Annotated in this window: 19 protein-coding genes and 1 pseudogene; 17 read left to right on the forward strand and 3 right to left on the reverse strand. The window is 62.4% G+C overall.

The features are described from left to right. The 8 genes and pseudogenes from L880_RS0124580 to L880_RS33515 all read left to right on the forward strand — a co-directional run. Positions 1–292 (forward strand): integrase core domain-containing protein (locus L880_RS0124580; protein ID WP_027477746.1); only part of this gene is annotated, 292 nt, incomplete at its 5' end. A gap of 97 nt (positions 293–389) precedes the next feature. After that, positions 390–1,076, forward strand: coding sequence for a hypothetical protein (locus tag L880_RS0124585; protein WP_027477904.1), 687 nt, complete (start codon positions 390–392; stop codon positions 1,074–1,076). A 7-nt stretch (positions 1,077–1,083) separates the two neighbouring features. Beyond that, on the forward strand, positions 1,084–2,757 hold the full coding sequence (locus tag L880_RS0124590; RefSeq protein ID WP_027477905.1) for a hypothetical protein: 1,674 nt from the start codon (positions 1,084–1,086) through the stop codon (positions 2,755–2,757). A gap of 2 nt (positions 2,758–2,759) precedes the next feature. Then, positions 2,760–2,960: a hypothetical protein gene (locus L880_RS0124595; RefSeq protein ID WP_027477906.1), complete on the forward strand. Its 201-nt coding sequence runs from the start codon at positions 2,760–2,762 to the stop codon at positions 2,958–2,960. A gap of 38 nt (positions 2,961–2,998) precedes the next feature. Continuing rightward, positions 2,999–3,316: a hypothetical protein gene (locus L880_RS0124600; protein ID WP_157463060.1), complete on the forward strand. Its 318-nt coding sequence runs from the start codon at positions 2,999–3,001 to the stop codon at positions 3,314–3,316. After that, positions 3,313–3,888, forward strand: a complete 576-nt coding sequence (locus tag L880_RS34590; protein ID WP_169737807.1) for a glycoside hydrolase family 19 protein — start codon at positions 3,313–3,315, stop codon at positions 3,886–3,888. Before L880_RS0124600 ends, L880_RS34590 begins: the two co-directional genes overlap by 4 nt. 1 nt (position 3,889) lies before the next feature. Then, positions 3,890–4,393 (forward strand): hypothetical protein, encoded by a 504-nt coding sequence (locus tag L880_RS0124610; protein WP_027477908.1) that lies wholly within the window; start codon positions 3,890–3,892, stop codon positions 4,391–4,393. 687 nt (positions 4,394–5,080) lie between these two features. Next, positions 5,081–5,614 (forward strand): annotated as a pseudogene (locus tag L880_RS33515) (TauD/TfdA dioxygenase family protein); the annotation flags it as partial. A 62-nt stretch (positions 5,615–5,676) separates the two neighbouring features. Here the strand turns inward: L880_RS33515 and L880_RS0124625 are convergent. Beyond that, a complete protein-coding gene (locus L880_RS0124625; protein WP_027477910.1) occupies positions 5,677–6,006 on the reverse strand; it encodes a HigA family addiction module antitoxin in 330 nt (109 codons plus the stop codon). A gap of 14 nt (positions 6,007–6,020) precedes the next feature. Then, the gene (locus tag L880_RS36525) at positions 6,021–6,263 is read right to left on the reverse strand and encodes a type II toxin-antitoxin system RelE/ParE family toxin (RefSeq protein WP_281174785.1); all 243 of its coding nucleotides are present in this window, start codon (positions 6,261–6,263) and stop codon (positions 6,021–6,023) included. Positions 6,264–6,767: 504 nt separating this feature from the next. Between L880_RS36525 and L880_RS0124635 the strand changes: the two genes are divergently transcribed. From L880_RS0124635 to L880_RS0124645, 3 genes are all read left to right on the forward strand, one after another. Next, on the forward strand, positions 6,768–7,820 hold the full coding sequence (locus L880_RS0124635) for a WD40/YVTN/BNR-like repeat-containing protein (protein ID WP_027477912.1): 1,053 nt from the start codon (positions 6,768–6,770) through the stop codon (positions 7,818–7,820). Next, positions 7,817–8,269, forward strand: a complete 453-nt coding sequence (locus tag L880_RS0124640) for a VOC family protein (RefSeq protein WP_027477913.1) — start codon at positions 7,817–7,819, stop codon at positions 8,267–8,269. The genes L880_RS0124635 and L880_RS0124640 overlap by 4 nt, the downstream gene beginning before the upstream one ends. A gap of 137 nt (positions 8,270–8,406) precedes the next feature. Beyond that, the gene (locus L880_RS0124645; protein ID WP_027477914.1) at positions 8,407–10,020 is read left to right on the forward strand and encodes a bifunctional 3-(3-hydroxy-phenyl)propionate/3-hydroxycinnamic acid hydroxylase; all 1,614 of its coding nucleotides are present in this window, start codon (positions 8,407–8,409) and stop codon (positions 10,018–10,020) included. Positions 10,021–10,099: 79 nt separating this feature from the next. Here the strand turns inward: L880_RS0124645 and L880_RS0124650 are convergent, their stop codons facing one another. Beyond that, positions 10,100–11,071, reverse strand: coding sequence for a helix-turn-helix domain-containing protein (locus tag L880_RS0124650; RefSeq protein WP_027477915.1), 972 nt, complete (start codon positions 11,069–11,071; stop codon positions 10,100–10,102). A 464-nt stretch (positions 11,072–11,535) separates the two neighbouring features. On the opposite strand from L880_RS0124650, the gene L880_RS0124655 reads away from it, so the two are divergent. The 6 genes from L880_RS0124655 to L880_RS0124680 all read left to right on the forward strand — a co-directional run. Then, entirely contained in the window at positions 11,536–12,879 is a 1,344-nt protein-coding gene (locus tag L880_RS0124655; RefSeq protein ID WP_027477916.1) for an aspartate aminotransferase family protein, read from the forward strand. A gap of 39 nt (positions 12,880–12,918) precedes the next feature. After that, a complete protein-coding gene (locus L880_RS0124660; protein ID WP_027477917.1) occupies positions 12,919–14,370 on the forward strand; it encodes an aldehyde dehydrogenase family protein in 1,452 nt (483 codons plus the stop codon). Positions 14,371–14,404: 34 nt separating this feature from the next. Continuing rightward, entirely contained in the window at positions 14,405–15,022 is a 618-nt protein-coding gene (locus tag L880_RS0124665; protein ID WP_027477918.1) for a cytochrome b, read from the forward strand. 41 nt (positions 15,023–15,063) lie between these two features. Further along, positions 15,064–15,690, forward strand: coding sequence for a nitroreductase family protein (locus L880_RS0124670; protein WP_027477919.1), 627 nt, complete (start codon positions 15,064–15,066; stop codon positions 15,688–15,690). A gap of 90 nt (positions 15,691–15,780) precedes the next feature. Next, positions 15,781–17,187 carry a DUF1329 domain-containing protein gene (locus tag L880_RS0124675; protein WP_051443587.1) on the forward strand — a complete coding sequence of 469 codons (1,407 nt, stop codon included), beginning with the start codon at positions 15,781–15,783 and terminating at the stop codon, positions 17,185–17,187. 86 nt (positions 17,188–17,273) lie between these two features. Beyond that, the coding region (locus L880_RS0124680; protein ID WP_027477921.1) for a DUF1302 domain-containing protein at positions 17,274–17,843 on the forward strand (570 nt) is incomplete at its 3' end.

The raw sequence follows: 17,843 nt of genomic DNA on the forward strand, positions 1-17,843 counted from the left end.
TCGCTACACCGAGCGGCTGGGCGAAGCGGGCATCGAGCCGTCGGTGGGCAGCAAGGGCGACAGCTATGACAACGCCCTGGCCGAGACCATCAACGGTCTCTACAAGGCCGAGCTCATCCATCGCCGAGCGCCTTGGAAGACGAAGGAGGCTGTGGAGTTCGCGACGCTCGAATGGGTGTCCTGGTTCAACCACCATCGCCTGCTCGAACCCATCGGGTACATCCCGCCCGCAGAAGCCGAGGCAAACTACTATCGGCAACTCGCCAGTCAGTCCACCGCGGTGGCGGTCTGACTTAAACCAAACAGCCTCCTTGAAAACCGGGGCGATTCACTACGGCATCAATTGACGCGGTGCACGTAACAGCAGGGCTGGATTTGAGACTGCACCCATGCAGTCCTATCACTTCATCTGGTTGAGCCTCATCGGTCTGATTTTCTCCGCGCTCGCCACGGCCTGTGGTGGCGGGAGCACCGATGCTGCGACCACCTACCCGGCTCGAATCGCGCTCCCCGACGTTGAGCTGAACCCATCTGTGGAATCCGTGGTGATCGCTGCGCTGCCCGATGGATTTCATGCCGACACCGTGATTCAACTCACGCTGCGCTCGAATGGGTATTTCACCCAAAACCCCGATGCACACGCTCCCCTGGTGACCCGCCAGGATCTGGCATTGAACGGCAAGGCCATCAGAGGCCAGGGAATGCTTTTTGGCAACGTGAGCCAGGCGCCCGGGGGAAATCCGATCCACCCCAGCTTGCAGGCGGAGACGTGGTGCAACGGCATTGGGGACGGAAGCTTCTTGCTGAATGGGCAGAGCACGCCCCCTGTGCTTTCTGACGGTGTTGATTACCAGGTCACCCTGCATACGCACGTTGGCACCGATCGGTCGGACCAGTTCATCCGCTTCCAGATCCGTGGTGCGGATGGTGTTTCGTACGAGTCGGGTGAGATCCATGACCCGAACACCGCATTCGATGCCACCAAAAACGGCATCTGGATCGGGCACGTCTTTCAAAACCCTTTGGCCGCCCCGTGGACTTTGAAGGTTTACGGCATCACGGTCACTCTTTCCTGAGGCAGTCATGACCAGCCAAGCCGGTTCCAACGTTGCCAAGCTGCGCAATGCCCTCAATGGCCCCAGCGCTGGCGGCCAGGCCATCAGCGACTTCACGCTGAACTCCAGCACCAACAATCATTTCATCAGCAGCACCACACCCAACGGCTGGAACACGGGCCCGGGCAAGATGGTGTTTGATGGCCAGTTGACCCTCAACGGCTTTCTGACCCAGAACCCAGGAATCCACATCTTCATCTCGCTGCGGCAAAAGGCATCTCTGGTGGGGACGGCCATCACGGGGCATGGCGTGGCGTTTGGGCAGCTTTCAGGCTTCACCCCCTACAGCCCGACGCCTTTGGTGGAGTCGTTTTTCCAGGGTGGTAACCACGTCTATCCCAACAGCTACTCCGCCCCGAGCAAGCCGATTGCTGACGGAAACACTTACCGCCTGATCATCGAGTCCACGGTTTGCATCGACGGAAGCCGGTACATCCGGTACCGCATGTATCGGTTCATCCCGGGCACCTTGCCGGTCACCTCGGATTACTGGGACTTGCACCAGGACACCGGCGACGTGTTGGACACGACCACCACCGCCGATATGACGGCCGAGGGCATTGCGGTGGGGTTCGTGTTTGCAGGATCGGGCACAACCTGGTCGGTGCCGTTCACGAATTGCAAGACGACTTGGGGCCCGGCCTACTCCGTGAGCAGCGACCAGACCTCCAAGCTGTCGATCTACGGCGGTGCGGTGGCGGGGCCGCTCGACTTTTCCGGGTCCTCCACCCGCATCGGGGTGGTCACTGGCTCCAGCACGGATTACAGCGGCTACACCGCGGTGCAGACCACAACTGCCAACCTTGGCACGGGCCTGCTGATCAAGCCGAATGGCTCCGCCACCAGTGCCAGTGTGGTGTCTGTCAGCAACTCCAACCCCACCACCAACTATTACGCGGCTTCGTACGGCGTGGCGAACAACCTGGCCACATTGCTGAGCTACGGCGTGGGCACGGGCTACGCTGCGCCCGAGTTCTCCGTCCAGGTGGGTGTCGGCAATGAGGTGATGCGCGTCAAGTCGAACGCCTTGAGCCTGCCCCAGGGCCTGGCCTTCCCGAACAACGGGTCGACCATCAGCGTGTTCAACGACATCTCGCTGAACTACAACAACTGGACCAACGTTCAGACCTCGCTGGCCAATGGCGCCACGGGTCTTGTGTTCAAGCCCAATGGTTCTGCCACGGGCTCGGGCGTCATTTGCACAAACACCTCGGCCCCATCCGGCACTTTTGGCGCCGTCTCCTATGGCATCAACGGCACCAAGGCCCAGATCGTCACCTACAGCGTGGCGGCCGGGATCAGTGGCGGCACGCCGCCCAGTCTTTCACTGCAGGTGGGCGTGGGCAACGAGGTCGCTGTGTTCTCGCAAGCAGGCCTGGCGCTGCTCGGGTCATCGACCCCGGTAGGAACCGCCATCCCCCTGAGCTCGGGCATCACTGCCTTTGGCGGGGCCTACGCGCTGGCACTGATGGGCCCCAGCTCCGGGCAGACCATGAACATCGACACGGTCTGCTCGCCTGGCTTCCTGGCCGGCCAGTACGGGGCCAGCTATTCCGCCTCGAACCTCGAAATCATGACCAGGCCCTTGTGGGCCATGGTGTCCATTCTGTTTGCCGACTACATCCGAAAGAAGCTGGGGTAACCATGCGCCAATTCACCTTGACCGTCTCCGATGCTGAGATGCAGACCGTCATTGACGCGCTGCAAGAACTGCCCTTCAAGCGGGTCAACTCCTTGATCAACTCGCTGCACGCCCAGGCCATGAGCCAGTTGCAGCCAGCGCCGCCGCCTGATGCGTCGGCTGCCACCGATCCGCTGCCGGCCTTGCCCGAGGTTGCCCAGTGAACGGCCGGTACCGACAGGACCCACCCGACCCGACGCCGATGTCCACTGATGCCTACATCCAGCTTATGGCCAGCGAGATGCAGCGCATGCGCAGCGATGTGGCCGAGATGAAGGCGGCGTTCAAAGAGATCAGCGTGACGCTCTCCAAGATCGCCCTGGTCGAAGAACGACAGACCCACATGGCTGCATCGGTGGAGCGCGCGTTCAAGGAGATCGAGAAGGTGCAGGCCAGGCTGGACAAGCTGGAGCAAGCTGCGCCGATCACGCAGCGCACGAACCGCTGGGTGGAGATGGGTCTGATCGGGGCCCTCGGTGCTGCCGCGTCATGGGCCGCTTCGCACTGGGGGGTGAAATGAACGCGGAACTCCTGGCTCAACTTACTGGCGCCACCCAAGCCAATGCGCAGACCTATGCCGACCCGCTGAACATCGCCATGGTTCAGTTCGGCATCTCGGGCGACAAGCAGGTGGCGGCATTCCTGGCCACGGTCAGCATCGAGTCGGCCCGACTCACCCAGGTCGAAGAAGGCCTGTTCTACCGCGACGCCGGCCGGCTCGCAGTCATCTTCCCCAGAGCGTTCCGCAATGCGGCTGAGGCTCAGCCCTACGTCGGCAATCCCAAGGCCCTGAGCCAGAAGCTGTACGAAGGCTACCAAGGCCGCGGACTGATCCAACTGACATGGCGCAAGACCTACGAGCGCGCTAGCAAGGCCCTGGGCTACGACTACGTGGGCAGGCCCGAGCTGGTGCTGCAGGCCAAGCACGCGGCTCTGACTGCAGCCTGGTTTTGGGCTGATGCCGGGTGTGCCGGCCCGGCCACCAAGGGTGACATGGTGGAGGTGACGCGGCTGGTGAACGGCCCGGCGAAGCTGCATCTGGTTGAACGCACTGCGCAATACCAAATCAACCTGACCATACTGGGAGCCTGACATGGATTGGATCGACACGCTCAAGACCCTGGCTCCCACCGTGGCCACCGCCCTGGGTGGCCCGCTGGCTGGTGCGGCGGTCAGTGCAATCGGCGCCGCCCTGGGCGTCCCGCCGGGCAGCATCGCCAAGGCATTCCAGGACGGGCAGTTGACACCCGAAAGTGTGGCCAAGCTGCGCGAACTGGAGATGCAGTTTCAGAACGACGAGAAAGAACGTGGTTTCAAGTACGCGGAGCTGGAATACAAGGACCGCGACAGTGCGCGCACGGCCAACACGACCGGCGGCATTCAAAACAGGCTGTTTGTGCTGTCGTTGATGTTGCTGCTCATGACCCTGGGCGCCGAGGGGGCCGTGCTATTCCTGGGCTATCCCCCGGGCGTGCCGGACGTAGTGATTGGCCGCATCTTGGGGCTGGCCGACAGTGTTGCGCTCATGGTCCTGTCGTACTACTACGGCACCAGCAGTGGCAGCGCGCAGAAGACTGAACTGCTGGCTGGCAAGTGATCAAGCACACGGAACACCCGGGTCGCAAGCCGGGGAAGGTGAAACGGGAGCGGCAGCGGGATGCCGATTTGCCACCCCCGAAGGACTACCCCGAAAGAGATCCGTTTCCCTGGAAGCCGATGGGGTAGAGAAGTTCTGATTCAAAAGCGCGCGGGCGATTGGTGAATCATTACTGCTTGATAAGTTCGAAAGAGCAGTCTTTCTTCCAGGTGGTGTCGCCATCGACCCAACTGACCAGCTTTAGGCCATAGTTGTCTACCCGCCTCACGAATACTCCATCGCTCCCGTTCTTCAACAGGACAGGATCATGATTTTTGAGAGCGGTCTTTTCAAGCACGGCCACTCGATCCTGCAGACTCTGCACACGGTCCAGTAGGGCCTGTACCCCAACGATCAATGGATCTTGTGCGGCCGCTTGGGTGGGGTTTGGTTGATCTGCCATTTCTACCTACTTGGTGATGGAAAATTGTTGCATTCCATGGCTCATGTGGACCATCACATGTTTGTGGGGCATGTGTCCTATGAATGAAACTGGCTCATAAAGGCACAAAGCAGATGCAGACGTAGGATGCGTATTCCGGGGAAAAACTCAGGGAAGATTGCCCTGCATTCACAGATCTACTCATAAGCCAATTCCAATGAAATCAAAGACTTAGCTCCTGCTGAGTCATGGGAATTTATGCTGATCTGGTCATCCCGCCCACCGGCGGCGACACCGTGTGGGCCAACACCGTGGCGGCCTACAACGAGCTGCCCCCCGCGCTCAAGACCCTGGCCGATCAACTCTGGGCCCTGCACGGCAATGACTACGACTACGCCGCCACGCGCGCCAAGCCCGATGCCCACGGTGCCCAGAAATACCGCCAGGTGTTCACCTCACGCCTGATCGAGACCGAACACCCCCTGGTGCGCGTGCACCCGGAGACGGGCGAGCGCTCACTGGTTTCGGGCCATTTCATCAAGCGCTTTGTGGGCTACAACGGGCAGGACAGCCGCAGCCTGCTGGAGCTGTTCCAGAACCACATCACCCGGCTGGAGAACACCGTGCGCTGGCGCTGGAGCGAGGGCGACGTGGCCATCTGGGACAACCGCGCCACCCAGCACTACGCCATCAACGACTACGGCGACCAGCACCGCGTGGTGCGCCGAGTCACGGTGGCCGGCGATGTGCCGGTGGCGGTGGATGGGCAGCGCAGCCGTCCGCGCCAGCCGGTGAATTGAGGGCCGGCAGGCCCATGGCTGCGACCTGCGGGGCCAGCCATGGGCTTGGTGGTGACCATCGCTTACGAGGCCAAGGCAAACCTCGCGTCGCCACCTGCTGTGTAGGGGGTGATCTCCTGCGCCAGCACCTTTGCCAGTGCCATTTCGGCCATCTTGAGGTCATAGGCCAGTTGCAGGTTCAGCCACGATTGCGCGTCACCTCCGAAGTAGCGTGCCAGCCGCAAAGCATTGTCAGGCGTGACCCCTCGGCGTTCCAGCACGATGTCGCCTATCCTCGACGGTGGAACCTTCAATGCCTTGGCCAAGGCATGTGCACTGATGCCCAGGGGTTCCAGGTATTCCGCCCTCAGGATCTCGCCCGGGTGCATGGGGCGCATGCCGTTTTTGATCATGGTGTTTCTCTGGCTCAGTGGTCGTCAACGATCTCGACGTTCAAGGGCCCCAGTTCCGTCCCAACGAAACAGATCCGCCATTGAGCATGGATGCGGATGCTGTGCTGCCCAACGCGGTCACCCGTCAGGGCTTCGAGGCGATTGGCGGGTGGAGACTTCAGAAAGTCGAGCGTCGATGCACTGTCCAGCATCTGCAATTTCCGCTCAGCCACCGCCTGGAAGGCCGCTAAGTGCCTGGTCTTTCCGCTCCTGCGCAGGGATGTCGTGCTTACGCCGTGGTCCCGCACCACGTTGAACCGACAACCCGCTGTCCTTGATCTTCAGAGGTTCCCAGTCGCCCGGCTGCGCCATGCGTGGGGCTTTTGCTGCGCCTGCTCAAGGCCTCGGGTGGCACGCAGGGGCCGTGAAGGCGCTCCGGCCCGCGCAGGAACCGCATCGGCACCGGTGTCGTTATCTCAATTTCATGTTCGCAGATTTGCGATAAATCAGTGAAGCGAGAAAGTGGGTCGCGGATCTGAAATATCGTGCCTTTTGAATTGCATATTTATCTCTATGGCATAAACTGACAATAAATAAGGCGTGATTTTTTGTCTTTTGGTGCTGCTGCTATCAATTGGATGAAGTCACCCTTGTTGGCAGGCGGTGACGACGCTGGGGGCAACCCGGCAAGCACCGGTGGAGTTTGTCGCGGCCGCAGGCCGCTTGCCTGGCCGCTGCGCACCGCAGTCGGTTGGACCCTCTAGGTTGGAAGGATGTGATTCATGAGTGAAGGAACGTGGTTGGTTGGCACAGCTGGCCAGGCTGTGATGCGCAGCAATGACCGGGGCGTGACGTGGCACCGCCTGGGTCTGGGGCAGCCGCTGGAGTTCGATGCCGTGGTGCGCTCGGTCTGCCTTGATCCTGCCGAGCCTCGGCGTGTCTATGCCGGCACGGACATCGGCCTGTGTGTCAGTCAGGATGTGGGCAACACCTGGGAGGCATGCCAGACGCCCTTCTCGGGAGAGATGATCTGGAAGGTGCTGGTGGATCCCCGCGATCCATCGCGGATTTTTGTGGGCACCGGGGCGCCATCGCGCGCTGCCTTGTGGCGCACGCTGGATGCAGGCCTCAGCTGGGAGCGCGCTGCTGTCGACATCCCCGAGTTCTGCGCCGGGGTCAACCGGCCTCGTCTGCTGGCCTTTGCGTTTGACCCCGTCGACCCGGACCAGCTGTGGTTCGGCCTGGAGGAGGGCGGCCTGTTCCATAGCCGCGATGGCGGCGCGGCCTGGCAGCGGGTGGATGGGCGGCTGCTGTGGCCCTTCCGCTCGGACATTCACAACATTCAGGTCCTGGCCAATCACGGGAAAAAGGTGGTTGTGGTGGCCTGTGTCAACGCGGTCTACCGCAGCTTGGACGAGGGCCAGACCTGGACAGGCTTTCTGCCCAATGACACCCATGGGCTCTATTACGCCCGCGCCCTGAGCGCACCACTGGGTTCCGAAAGCACCCTGTACCTGAGTCTGTCCGATGGCACGCCCGGGACCACCAGCCGGATTCTTCGTTCTTCTGACGCCGGAGAAAGCTGGCAGGTCTTGCCTCTGCCTCAGCAACCCAATTCCTGCTTCTGGTCCATTGCGACGGACCCGACAGATCCCCGCAAGGTCTTGGCAGGCACCAAGTATGGCCATCTGTTCACCTCGGTGGACGGTGGCAACAGCTGGCAGAAGCAGTGGCGTGAATTCAGCGAGATCACCGAGGTGGCCTGGTCACCGGCGGTGGCCTCGATCCAGGTGGCGCATCGCTCGGTGGTGCCCCATGAGGAGGCCGTGGCATGAGCTATCCCACCGTGGTACGCACGCATCTGGCCTTGCTGGTGAAGGATCCGGAGCTGTCAGCGCGTTGGTACTCGGACATCATCGGCATGACCGAAAGCGCTCGCGCCGAGCACTGGATCATGATGTCCTTCGGACCCAAGCACCATGACATCGCCCTGATAAGGGCCGAGCCGGGGGCTCAGCGTGGCGGCCTGGGCCTGCAGCACTATGGGCTGGAGATCGCCGGCGACATGGACACCCTGCGGCGGCTGTACGGGATGCTGTTGGACCGAGGCGTCGAGATCGTGAAGGTGACCGACCATGAGATCGGAACGGGTCTGTACTTCAACGACCCCGACGGCAATCGGATCGAGTTCTTCCTCGAAACCGATCACGACGACGAGCGAGCCAAGCGGCGCTTTGCCGACGCGCATGCGCCGAGCCGGAACATCACGCTGGATCGCCTTTGAATCCCTTTGAACGTCTTTGATGCTCTTTGACTGCCTTCAAGCGCAGTGACGGACATCCCCCCCTTCCATCGATATCGCCTTCTTCACTGACATGCGACCGGCCTGGTGGCCGGCGTCATGTCCACTCAGGATTGAACATGAACAAGCAAAAAACCCAGGTCGTCATCGTGGGCGGCGGCCCGAACGGCATTGCCGCAGCCCACTACATGGGCCTTTATGGCATCGAGTGCGTGGTTCTTGAGGTGGCCCGGGAGATCCTGCCTTATCCGCGGGCCGTGGGCATGGATGACGAGGCGCTGCGGGTTCTGCAAGGTGTGGGCGTGGCCGAGCCCGCAGTGCAGGACATGATCTCTGATGTGCCGCTGCGCTACTTCAATGCGCGAGGCGTCTGCTTCGCGGAGGTCAAGCCCACCACCGCTGAGTACGGCTGGCCCATGCGCAACATCTTCATGCAACAACTGCTGGAGGCCACCTTGCGCGAAGAGCTGCGCAAGCGCTCCACCGTCGAGTTGCGTCTGGGTCATGAAATGCTGGAGTTGAGCCAGGACGAATCCGGCGTCACCCTGGTCGTGAAGAACCCCGAGGGCGAGGTCTACGAACTGGAGGCGCAGTATGTGATCGGTGCCGATGGCGGTCGCTCGGGCGTTCGCAAGCAACTGGGCATCGAGCTGGTGGGCTTGACGCATCCCCGCAAATGGGTGGTGGTCGATGCCGCCAACGACACCCTGGATGCGCCCTACACGGCGCTGCATGCCGATCCGCAGCGGCCCTTTGTCTGCATCTACCTGCCCTATCGCCAACGCCGTTGGGAGTTCATGCTGATGGAGCACGAGGACGAAGAACAGATGTGCGAAGAGGCCAACATCCGAGGCCTGATCCGCTCACACATCGGCGATGCGGTGGACCAGCTGGAGATCATCCGCATCCGGGCCTACACCCACAACTCACGGGTGGCCGAGCGCTTCGTGCAGGGGCGGGTGGTCTTGATCGGGGACGCGGCCCACATCACACCGCCTTGGGCCGGGCAGGGCTTGAACTCTGGCCTGCGCGACGTGGTGAATGTCTGCTGGAAGGTGGCCGCCATTGTCAAAGGCCATGCCAGCGCTGCGATCCTGGCCAGCTACGACGTGGAGCGCCGGGGACACGCGACCGACCTGATCGCACTGGCAGACAACATGGGGGCGATCCTGGGCATGACCAGCCCCTTGCTGGCGGGGGTCCGGGATTGGGTGTTTCAAGCGGTCGACACCGTTGAAAACCTGCGCTCCCACCTGCTGGAGTTCAAGTTCAAGCCCAAGGCCACCCTGGTGAAAGGCTTGATTCACCGGGAGTGGCCGGATGTGCGCGACGACGATGTGGTCGGGCAGTTGTTCATCCAGCCCTTTGTCGAGGATGGCCATGGCAAACGCACGCGCTTTGACGATGTGCTGGGCGACTTCTACGCCATCGTCGGCTTCCGAACCAACCCCAAGGCGGGCTTGAGCGATGACGAGATTCGCCATTGGGAAGGCATGGGCGCCCGCTTCATTCAAGTCAACCGCTCACGCAGTGGCAGCGGGCGTCATCAACCCCTGGTGACGCCTGGCGTGATCAGCGTGGAAGACGCCGACAACAAACTGGAGGGCTGGTTTGCCCGTGCGCGAGCCCACGTTGCCATCGTGCGTCCCGACCGGTTCGTGGCAGCCATCAGCAGCGCCGACAGGGCTGCCGAGACCTTGGGCAAGCTGGCGCGGCAGTTGCAGGGGCATTGAGTCCCCCGCCCCCGGGCGGGCCGGTGGCCGTGGGGGCCCCGGCACCGCTGGGCGGGCCGCCGCGCGACCGGCATGCGCATCAATGCTGCGTCGAGGCCACAGGGCGGCGGTCGGCTCGCAAGGTCTGTGAGGGCAGTTCACCAAACAGGCCGTGGTAGTCGGCCGCGAAATGGCTCAAGTGGCTGAAGCCCCATTTGCTGGCCGCATCCCCGATCGACAGCTCTGCAGAATGGGTGCTCATCAGCTCGCGTCGGGCGCCATTGAGGCGGATCGACCTGATGTAGTGCGTCGGGGTGGTTTCCGTGACGTTCTTGAAGCTGTTCTGAATCGTGCGGCGGCTGATCTTCAGGCGCTCGCACAGGTCGATCACATTCGGCGGGTTGAAGGTGTCGGACACCGTGAGGTGATGGCATCTTTCGACGATGAAGCTGTGAACGGACGTGGGTTGCCGCTCCAGCGACTTCAGGTGGGGGTCAGCCAGCAACTCCATCAGCTCATCGAGCAAGGCGCTTTCCAGATTGGGTTCGAACCCCGCCTGGGTGCTCGCCGTGCCATCGGCAATCGCTTCAGAGAACATGGCCACCAATCGGCGCCGGCATTCACTGAATCGATGCGTCGGGATGCGAATCACAGGCTGCTTGAGCAATTTCTCGATGTTCTCCGCATCCGGCGAGTCGTCGAGCGCATGGTCAAAGAGCTCGCTGTCGAAGGTCAGTGACAGCATGTCCATGCCCATGGGCATGTGGAACATGAATTCCTCGCCACCGCGCAACACGAACAGGCTGGTTTCGTCGGCCTCGCGTCCTTGCATTCTGATGGCGCCCGGAATCGCAATCGGCACGGCAAAGCAGACCTTGCCACGCGGCGCCTCGCCGTGCTGAACAACGCGCTGGTTGATCTGTTCGCGAAAGACGTGGAGGCGCTGGCTCTTGATCTGTGCCAGCGAGCTTTGCAGATTGCCTGCGCTGATCTGGCTGTAGGTCTGACGCCAATCGTTCACGGCAGAGGCATGCGTCTGCACATCATTGAAGCGATTCATGCTGAGGTTCATGGCGTTTCTGTGTTGTTTGAAGGGGAGGCGGAACTGACGTGTGGGTGACGCTGCAAGAACCGTGCAAGTCCAGAACGATGTCCGGGGGCCTGCTCAGAGCGCGGATTTTGCGACCGGTTCAGATGCACCGTTGATCGGGGAAACCCTTGGCATTCAGCGATCCTTCGCGGTCTTTTTGCTGGCCGGGCGCGCACAGATCCTGGTGCCTGCAGCTGGTGCATGTCTGCGCCGAGCTGCTTGATGTTGGTGCGTGGAGGGCGCGTAGATGGCGCGCAGATGGCGCATAGATAGCGCAATGAGGGCGCAACAAGGTGGCGCAAAAAGGCGGCAGCGGCAGATGCCAATTTGGGCTAACGGTGAACAGGGGGGCTGACGAGAATTTGTCCGTCCACCACCTCAAAGGGTGGCAACGGCCCCTTGAAATCTGCGCACCTCCGTGTGTGCCCGTCTTGTTCGGAGAACCGATGACTTACGAAAACGCCCGCTTCTGGCACCCCATGATGCACCCCGGAGCAATGAAGGAGCGCAAGCCGCTTCGCATCGTCCGTGGCGAAGGCTGCTATGTCTTTGACGACGCAGGAAAACAGTACGTTGATGGCGTTGGCGGCCTGTGGAATGTGAACGTCGGGCACAACCGCAGCGAGGTCAAGAAGGCCATCGTTGACCAGCTCGATCAGCTCGAGTACTTCCAGTTGTTTGACGGCGTCTCCAACCCGCCGGCCGAACAGTTGTCGGCCAAGCTGATCGCCGCGCTGGCCCCGGAAGACATGAAGCGTGTGGTGTTCAGCTCCAATGGATCGGACGCAACCGAAACCGCCTTGAAGCTGGCCCGCCAATACTGGAAGGTGCTGGGCCAGAAGGACCGCACCAAGTTCATCTCACTCAAGGAGGGCTATCACGGCAGCCACTTCCTGAGCGCATCCGTCAACGGCAACACGGTGTTCCGCCGCAACTACGAGCCGTTGATGCCGGGCTGCTCGCAGGTGCAAAACCCCTGGGTCTATCGCAACCCCTTCACCCAGGATCCGGAGCAACTGGTCGACATCTGCATCTCTTTGCTGGAGCGTGAGATCGAGTTCCAGGGCCCCGATACCGTGGCGGCCTTCATTGCGGAGCCCGTGCAGGGCGCCGGTGGCGTGATCGTTCCGCCGGCCAGCTTCTGGCCGCGCGTTCGCGAGGTGTGTGACAAGTACGGCGTGCTGCTGATCGCCGATGAGGTGGTCACGGGCTTCGGCCGCACGGGCAGCCTGTTCGGCGCACGCGCCTGGGGCGTCAAGCCTGATTTCATGTGCTTCGCCAAGGGCCTGTCTTCTGGCTATGTGCCCCTGGGCGCCACCGTGTTCAACAGCCGGGTGGCCGATGCCTTCGAGTCCAACCAGGACTTCTCCGGCGTCGTGATGCACGGCTACACCTATGCCGGGCATCCGGTGGGCTGTGCCGCGGCGATTGCCAGCCTGGACATCGTCGAAAAAGAAGACCTGCCCGGCAATGCAGGTCGCCAGGGTGCTTACCTGCTCGAGGCGCTGAAGCCCTTTGTGGATCGCTTCGAGGCCGTGGGCGAAGTGCGTGGCAAGGGCCTGATGCTGGCCATCGATCTGGTCAATGACAAGAAGACCCGCGAGTCCATCAGCCCGATGTCGGGGTATGCCTACAGCGTGGCCGAGGTGGCGCGCCGCCACGGAGCGATCGTGCGCCCGGTGGGCACCAAGATCATTCTCTCCCCCCCGTTGGTCATGCAGCGCCCCGAGATCGATTCGATCGTCTCCGCACTGGACGCCGGCTTCAGCGAAGTGCCTTTCGTGCGCTGAGTCGCAGGTTCAAAGATCCCAACCCATGCAAGCATTGCCATGACTCAACATTTGAAACACTTCATCGAAGGCGCGCAGGCCGAAAGCTCGGATGGCGCCAGGATGGACCTGATCAGCCCCGTCAGTGAGCAGGTTTACGCGACCGCGGCTCGGGGTACCGCTGACGATGTGCATCGGGCGGTTGCCGCAGCCCGAGCCCAGCTCGATGGCGGGCCTTGGAGCCAGCTCAATGGCCTCCAACGCGGCTTGCTGCTAAGCAAGCTGGCGGACCTGGTGTTGCGCGACACCGATCTGCTGGCCGACATGGATGCCATGGCCATCGGGCGCTCGCCCATGGAGCCCCGCATGATGGACGTGCCCAATGCGGTGGCCAATCTGCGCGCCGCTGCAGGCTGGGCGAATCAGCTCGAAGGGCGGACCATCCCCACGGCGGGCTACATGGGCACCAAGACCCTGTCCTACACCGTGCGCGAACCCATCGGGGTGGTGGGCGCCATCGTGCCCTGGAACTCGCCTTTGATGATCACCACCTGGAAGGTGGCTGCCTTGCTGGCCGCCGGATGCACGGTCGTGATCAAGCCGTCGGAAGAAACACCGCAGTCGGCATTGCACCTGGCCTTGCTGTGCCAGGAGGCCGGCTTTCCGGATGGTGTGGTGAACGTGGTCACGGGTGACGGCGAAGTGGTCGGCCGTGCCCTCTGCGAGCACCCCGGCGTCGACAAGATCAGCTTCACCGGCAGCCCGGAGGCCGGCCGTGCCATCCAGCGCATTGTCGGGCCGATGTTCAAGCGTGTGGCCCTGGAGTTGGGAGGCAAAAGCCCGCAGATCGTGTTTGACGACGCGGTCTTTGAAGATGCCGTGCGCGGCTGCGCCATGGGGCTGTTCGTCAATCAGGGGCAGGTTTGTGCGGCCGGCTCCCGGATCCTGGTCCATCGTAGCATCGCAGACCGGTTTGCCGCTGCGCTGGCGCAGGCGGCAGAGGCCATCACGGTGGGCGACCCGTCGCAGCCTGGCGTCCAGATGGGGCCCGTGGCCAAGAAGGCCCAGTACGACCGGGTCAACAAATACATCCAGCTCGGCCTGTCCGAGGGGGCCCGTTTGTTGGCGGGGGGTGTTTCTGAGTCCCGCAAGGGGTGGTTTGTGAAGCCCACGATCTTCGCCAACGCCAACAACCAGATGACGATCGCTCGTGAAGAGATCTTCGGGCCTGTGGGCACGATCATCGCTTTCGACACGGACGAAGAGGCCATCGCCCTGGCCAACGACTCTGACTATGGCCTCGCTGCCACCGTCTGGACCCGTGACCTGAGCCGTGCGCACAAGGTGGCCGGGGCCGTGAAGGTGGGTGCCGTCGGTGTGAATTGCTGGAGCCCGCTCGATGCCAACCTGCCCTGGGGGGGGCTGAAGACCAGCGGGATCGGCCGTGAAGGTGGCCTGTCTGGCGCGGTGGCCTACACCGAAGAGAAGGTCATCACGGTGCTCCTGCCCTGATACCGCCCGCCACCCTCAAATCAAGGAGAGATCGATGAAGTGGAAAAACACGGTGGATGCCTATGGCACAGCCTCCATGCTCTTTCATTGGCTCACTGCCGTCGGGTTCCTGTCTGCGTATGCCGTTGTCTATTACGTCATCTGGATCGTCGACCCGGAGACCAGCATCAAGCCGCCCCTATTCGGTCTTTCCGCGGATGCCCATCGGGTGGTTCCCTTGCTCAACATCCATTGGGTGCTGGGCATCACGATCGGTGTGCTGACGCTGCCTCGTCTGCTCTGGCGCCTGGCGGGTACCCGCCCCGATCCCGTGCCCGGCTCCCGCCTGGAGCATCTGGCCTCCGAGGTGGCTCATGGGGCGCTGTACGGCCTTCTTTTGTTGATGCCGATCTCGGGCTACATGACCACCTACGACCCGACGGACTTCGGCCTGTTTGTCCTGCCGGCATGTCGTGACACCCGGTGGGCCGAGATGGTCCGCGCTGGCATGGGCTGGTCGGTGCTTGAGCTGGAAGAGGCCATGTGGGCCGTCCACAGCTTCCTGGGCAAATGGGTGGCGTGGGTGCTCGTCGCCTTGCATGTGGGCGCTGCGCTCATGCACCACTTCGTGCGCCATGACACCGTGCTGCGCCGCATGTTGCCTCGTCGATAAGCCGTCCAACCTCCATCGAACACTTCAGAACCTCCGACCTCATGGACCTATCTCATCATCCCGCTCTCGATCTGATCAGCGAACGCACCTCGGTCGACAAGTTTGATCCGAGCTTCGACATCGACGACTCGGTGCTGCAGACGCTCACCTTCTACGCCACCGAGGCACCGAGCGCCTACAACCTGCAGAACTGGCGCTTCATCGCCGTGAGGTCGGCGGCGCGCAAGCAACTGTTGGCCCAGGCCGCCTATGGCCAGCGCAAGGTGGCCGATGCCGCGGTGACTTTCATTGTGTGTGGGCGGCTGGACGCCCACCTTGAGCTGGGGCTGACCCTGCTGCCATTTCATGATGAGGGCTACATCAGTGAGAAGGAGCTGGCCGACTGGGTCAGCGATGCGCAGTCTGCCTTCCAGGACAAGCCCGCCAAACAACGGGATGAAGCGATCCGCTCGGCTTCATTGGCGTCCATGAACCTGATGCTGGCCGCTCAAGCCATGGGCCTTTGCACAGCCCCCATCGGCGGCTTTGATGTCGATGCGCTGCGGCAAGCATTTGGCCTGCGCGCCGAAGACCTGCCCGTGATGCTGATTGCCGTGGGCCGGCCCGCCAGCGGCAACTGGCCGCGCAAGCGCCGGCGCCCGGTGGCCGAGGTGCTGCAGGTGCAGTAGCCGCAATCTGCGTGACCCACCCGACACCCCATTGCTCATTCATCCCCGAGAAATCTTGCCCCCTTCAACTGCTTCACGATTGGAGAATCCATGTCTGTCCCATGCCTGCGCCGCCGCTCCCTTGCGCACACCCTCAAAATCACCGCCGTGCTGGTGGGCCTGTTGGCCGGCAGCCATGCAGCACGGGCTGCCGATTTGGCCCAACTCGACAAGCTGACGCCATCTGGCGCCGAAAAAAGTGGCAACAAGGACGGCAGCATTCCGGCATGGGAAGGTGCCGAGCCACCCTTGCCAGGCTGGGAATGGGGCAAGCTGCGCCAGGCGCACTGGAAGTACAAGGACGAGAAGCCTCTTTTCACCATCGATGCCAGCAACGTCGACAAGTACGCCGACAAGCTCTCCGCGGGGCAGGTGGCCATGGTCAAGCAGACCAAGGGCTACAAGATGGATGTGTTTCCCAGCCACCGCAGCTGCGGCGTGCCTGATTTCGTGGCCAGCAACACGCGCAAGAACGTCGGCACCGCAGCGCTGAACCCAGACGGCTGGAGCCTCAAGGACGCCACGGTTCCGGGTTATCCGTTTCCCATGCCCACGTCGGGCGTCGAAGCGATGTGGAACGCCAAGATGCGCTACCGCGGTGTGGGCATCGACTACAAGGCCACCATCACGGCTGTGTCGCCCCGCCGAGGCAGCAATGAGTGGATCCGTGCCGACTCCGAGCAGACCCTGTTCATCCCCTGGGGTGTGAAGGGCTCGAATGCCCTGTCGTCCTACCCACCCGTCGAGTTCTATGTCTACTTCGGCTATGTCGCGCCGGCAGCCTTGGCAGGGCAGTCCCTGGCCATCACGCAATACATCAACCAGGCTGAAAACGAGACCTTCTACTACTTCCCGGGCCAGCGTCGCGTGCGTCGCATGCCGACCTACTCCCATGACTCGCCCCAGATCGGCATGGAAAACCAGTACACGCTGGATGAGCCCAACGTCTTCAATGGCGCACTGGACCGCTTCGACTGGAAGCTTGTCGGCAAGAAGGAGATCTACGTCCCCTACAACGCCTTCGGTGCGTACGACTTCAAAGCCAAGTTCGAAGACGTGGCTGGCAATGACTTCATCGCGCAAACCCATCGCCGCTATGAGCTGCACCGGGTCTGGGTCATCGAAGCCACGGTCAAGGCCGGCATGCGCCACTCGGCGCCCAAGCGCACGATCTACCTCGATGAAGACAGCTGGGCCCCGGTCCTGATGGACGACTTCGACGGTCGCAACCAACTGGCCAAGATGCGTGAAGGCTTTCTGATCCCGGTCTACGAAACAGGCACCTGCGATGCCATGGCCATGGTGCAAAACAACCTGGCGGAAGGCCGTTATGTCTTTGACACCCACACGGTGGGCACCGGCAAAGACATCCGCTGGATCACCGAGCCTGGCAAGCATCCCCGCCTGAAGGCCAATTTCTACACGGCTGACAACCTGCGCTCGATCAGCGAGCGCTGATTCACGGTCTCCCATCCAGACACCGCCAGCCAGGGCTGGGGACCGGTGTCTGCCTATTCCAAGATTGAATTATCAGAGGGTTTCTTATGATCGGACTTCGCTTCTCCGTTCTGTCAACCGCTGCCTGCCTGGCCTGCGGCCAGGCTGCAGCCTTCACCTTCGAGACCGAAGACGGCCTGCGCGGCAGCTTCGACTCGACCGTGTCGGTGGGCACCGGTATCCGCGTCAAAGACCCCACCCCGGGCCTGATCGCCTCGGGCAACACTGGCTCGCCCGCCGGCGGCCTGAGCGCCGTGTCGGGCCTGGGCGACCAGGGCGACCTCAACTACAAGAAGGGCCAGCCCTTCACCACCTACCTCAAGGGCTCGCACGAGCTGGTGCTCAAGCCCAGCGAAGACCTGACCTTCATGGGCCGCATCACCTGGCTCAAGGACGTGAGTGCCACCAACACCTCGGGCTACCGCAGCGCCAACGCGCCGGCCGATCTGCCCAGCGACAACCTCAGCTACGAGGCCCGCAAGGCCCTGCGTGTGCAGACCCGGGTGCTGGACCTGTGGGTGAGCAAATCCTTCGACCTGGGCGATCAGCGCGCCCGGCTGCGCGTGGGCAACCAGGTGATCAGCTGGGGCGAGAGCCTGTTCATCCCCGGCGGCATC

This window comes from Curvibacter gracilis ATCC BAA-807 (assembly GCF_000518645.1).
Lineage (GTDB): Bacteria > Pseudomonadota > Gammaproteobacteria > Burkholderiales > Burkholderiaceae_C > Curvibacter > Curvibacter gracilis.

What these genes read in the sequence shown, in the direction of transcription:
- L880_RS0124595 (WP_027477906.1), top strand. Translation starts at nt 2,760, where the DNA reads ATGCGCCAATTCACCTTGACCGTCTCCGATGCTGAGATGCAGACCGTC.
- L880_RS0124635 (WP_027477912.1), top strand. Translation starts at nt 6,768, where the DNA reads ATGAGTGAAGGAACGTGGTTGGTTGGCACAGCTGGCCAGGCTGTGATG.
- L880_RS0124645 (WP_027477914.1), top strand. Translation starts at nt 8,407, where the DNA reads ATGAACAAGCAAAAAACCCAGGTCGTCATCGTGGGCGGCGGCCCGAAC.
- L880_RS34590 (WP_169737807.1), top strand. Translation starts at nt 3,313, where the DNA reads ATGAACGCGGAACTCCTGGCTCAACTTACTGGCGCCACCCAAGCCAAT.
- L880_RS0124625 (WP_027477910.1), bottom strand. Translation starts at nt 6,006, where the DNA reads ATGATCAAAAACGGCATGCGCCCCATGCACCCGGGCGAGATCCTGAGG.
- L880_RS0124655 (WP_027477916.1), top strand. Translation starts at nt 11,536, where the DNA reads ATGACTTACGAAAACGCCCGCTTCTGGCACCCCATGATGCACCCCGGA.
- L880_RS0124585 (WP_027477904.1), top strand. Translation starts at nt 390, where the DNA reads ATGCAGTCCTATCACTTCATCTGGTTGAGCCTCATCGGTCTGATTTTC.
- L880_RS0124650 (WP_027477915.1), bottom strand. Translation starts at nt 11,071, where the DNA reads ATGAACCTCAGCATGAATCGCTTCAATGATGTGCAGACGCATGCCTCT.
- L880_RS0124660 (WP_027477917.1), top strand. Translation starts at nt 12,919, where the DNA reads ATGACTCAACATTTGAAACACTTCATCGAAGGCGCGCAGGCCGAAAGC.
- L880_RS0124600 (WP_157463060.1), top strand. Translation starts at nt 2,999, where the DNA reads ATGTCCACTGATGCCTACATCCAGCTTATGGCCAGCGAGATGCAGCGC.
- L880_RS0124590 (WP_027477905.1), top strand. Translation starts at nt 1,084, where the DNA reads ATGACCAGCCAAGCCGGTTCCAACGTTGCCAAGCTGCGCAATGCCCTC.
- L880_RS0124665 (WP_027477918.1), top strand. Translation starts at nt 14,405, where the DNA reads ATGAAGTGGAAAAACACGGTGGATGCCTATGGCACAGCCTCCATGCTC.
- L880_RS0124675 (WP_051443587.1), top strand. Translation starts at nt 15,781, where the DNA reads ATGTCTGTCCCATGCCTGCGCCGCCGCTCCCTTGCGCACACCCTCAAA.
- L880_RS0124610 (WP_027477908.1), top strand. Translation starts at nt 3,890, where the DNA reads ATGGATTGGATCGACACGCTCAAGACCCTGGCTCCCACCGTGGCCACC.
- L880_RS0124670 (WP_027477919.1), top strand. Translation starts at nt 15,064, where the DNA reads ATGGACCTATCTCATCATCCCGCTCTCGATCTGATCAGCGAACGCACC.
- L880_RS0124640 (WP_027477913.1), top strand. Translation starts at nt 7,817, where the DNA reads ATGAGCTATCCCACCGTGGTACGCACGCATCTGGCCTTGCTGGTGAAG.